Origin of the sequence: Spirulina sp. 06S082 (assembly GCF_034932145.1) — a bacterium.
GTDB lineage: Bacteria > Cyanobacteriota > Cyanobacteriia > Cyanobacteriales > Spirulinaceae > CCY15215.
Genome location: NZ_JAYGHV010000260.1, coordinates 1 through 1,826 on the forward strand (window position 1 = coordinate 1; position 1,826 = coordinate 1,826).

Here is a 1,826-nt window from a genome sequence, read left to right on the forward strand (position 1 = left end):
CTATTTTGGGAAAATCAATTTGCAGGGCGGCAAATAATAAACACGCCTGAATATCTTCAGGTTCGAGATCGGGAAAGTCTTCTAAAATTTCGCTAGCAGGGATATTATCTGCTAATGTTTCAAGAATATCACTAACGCGAATTCGCATCCCACGTATGCAGGGACGACCGCCACATTTTCCCGGTGTCTGAGTAATTCGAGCTAATAGGTTAGTGCGGTTTATCATCTGACCATCATTATTCGATCGCATTTCTTCCTCATTATAACGCGATCGCATCTCCTCAAATTTTTCTCAACCATCAGCGCGATCGCATTCCTCCCTAATCCATTTTAATGGATTTTTTGTATGAGACAGGGATTTTTAATCCCTGGCGGATTCCTGTCGGATCCCGATTTAAACCAATGGTTTTCAAAAACCGCGATCGCCAAAACATCAAGAAGCAAATTAAAGATAAATTGGTCATTATATTGTTCTTCTTATCGCTGCACCGCCGGGGGTTTTATTTTTTATTTCCTGTCGGATTCTTTATTTTGCACGATCTCTAATGCTGCGATCGCTGTATTTTTGGTATGGTGTTCTTTTTGATTTTGAACATAGGCGATCGCGCGATCGAGTTGTTTGCTACCCAGAGAAAAAACGCCATATCCTTCTTGCCATGAAAATTGTAAAGCATCATTTTTAATATTATTTAAAAGACGAGAGCTACTCCCTTTTATTTTCTTGACGAATTCTGCGATCGCAATTTTGGGAGGAATTGAAACAATTAAATGAATATGGTCTTCAACACCTCCTATCGCGTGAACGATACAGCCTAATGAATCGGATTTATTGATAATGTAAGGATATAATTTTTCTTCTTTGGCTGGGGTTAAATAGGGATAACGATTTTTTGTTGCCCAAACCAAATGATAATATAAACGCCAATATGCCATTTGATGAGATTACAATTTCGATTATTGGTTTTTAAAATGGAATTATATCATAGCACCACCGGGTATTGAAAATCCTTGCTTATCGTCGCACCGCCGGGGAATAAAATGCCCTGGCAGATCCCGATTTAAACCATTGGTTTTTAAAAACCGCGATCGCCAAAACATCAAGGAGCAAATTAAAGATAAATTGGTCATTACATTGTCCTTCTTATCGTTGCACCGCCGGGGATTGAAAATCCCTGGCAGATCCCGATTTAAACTATTGGTTTTTAAAAACCGCGATCGCCAAAACATCAAGAAGCAAATTAAAGATAAATTGGTCATTATATTGTTCTTCTTATCGTCGCACCGCCGGGGATTGAAAATCCCTGGCTGGCGGATTCCGATTTAAACTATTGGTTTTCAAAAACCGCGATCGCCAAAATATCAAGGAGCAAATTAAAGATAAATTGGTCATTAAATTGTCCTTCTTATCATCGCACCGCCGGGGATTGAAAATCCCCGTCTCATACAAAAAGTCCATTGAAATGGACTACTCTTTTATCGTGAATTTGTCATCAATTGATGCTTTTTTATTCAAAAGCGCGATCGCATTTCCCCCAATCTTTATCTAACATCAGCGCGATCGCACCCCTCCCCAATCCATTTTAATGGATTTTTTGTATGAGACAGGGATTTTTAATCCCTGGCGGATCCCGATTTAAACTATTGGTTTTTAAAAACCGCGATCGCCAAAACATCAAGGAGCAAATTAAAGATAAATTGGTCATTACATTGTTCTTCTTATCATCGCACCGCCTGGGATTGAAATTCCCCGTCTCATACAAAAAGTCCATTGAAATGAACTACTCCTTTATCGTGAATTTGTCATCAATTGATGCTTTTTTTCTCAA

Annotated in this window: 4 protein-coding genes; 1 reads left to right on the top strand and 3 read right to left on the bottom strand. The window is 38.8% G+C overall.

Going from position 1 to position 1,826, the window contains the following annotated elements; translation table 11 throughout:
- The 3 genes from VB714_RS15420 to VB714_RS15430 all read right to left on the bottom strand — a co-directional run.
- Positions 1-226 (bottom strand): DUF433 domain-containing protein (locus tag VB714_RS15420; RefSeq protein WP_323225523.1); only part of this gene is annotated, 226 nt, incomplete at its 3' end.
- A gap of 281 nt (positions 227-507) precedes the next feature.
- On the bottom strand, positions 508-933 hold the full coding sequence (gene tnpA, locus VB714_RS15425) for an IS200/IS605 family transposase (RefSeq protein ID WP_416309700.1): 426 nt from the start codon (positions 931-933) through the stop codon (positions 508-510).
- A 42-nt stretch (positions 934-975) separates the two neighbouring features.
- A complete protein-coding gene (locus VB714_RS15430; protein WP_323225521.1) occupies positions 976-1,257 on the bottom strand; it encodes a hypothetical protein in 282 nt (93 codons plus the stop codon).
- A gap of 384 nt (positions 1,258-1,641) precedes the next feature.
- On the opposite strand from VB714_RS15430, the gene VB714_RS15435 reads away from it, so the two are divergent.
- The coding region (locus VB714_RS15435; protein ID WP_323225522.1) for a hypothetical protein at positions 1,642-1,826 on the top strand (185 nt) is incomplete at its 3' end.

Coding starts and splice junctions, on each gene's coding strand:
- tnpA (WP_416309700.1), bottom strand. CDS start 933: ATGGCATATTGGCGTTTATATTATCATTTGGTTTGGGCAACAAAAAAT.
- VB714_RS15430 (WP_323225521.1), bottom strand. CDS start 1,257: ATGACCAATTTATCTTTAATTTGCTTCTTGATGTTTTGGCGATCGCGG.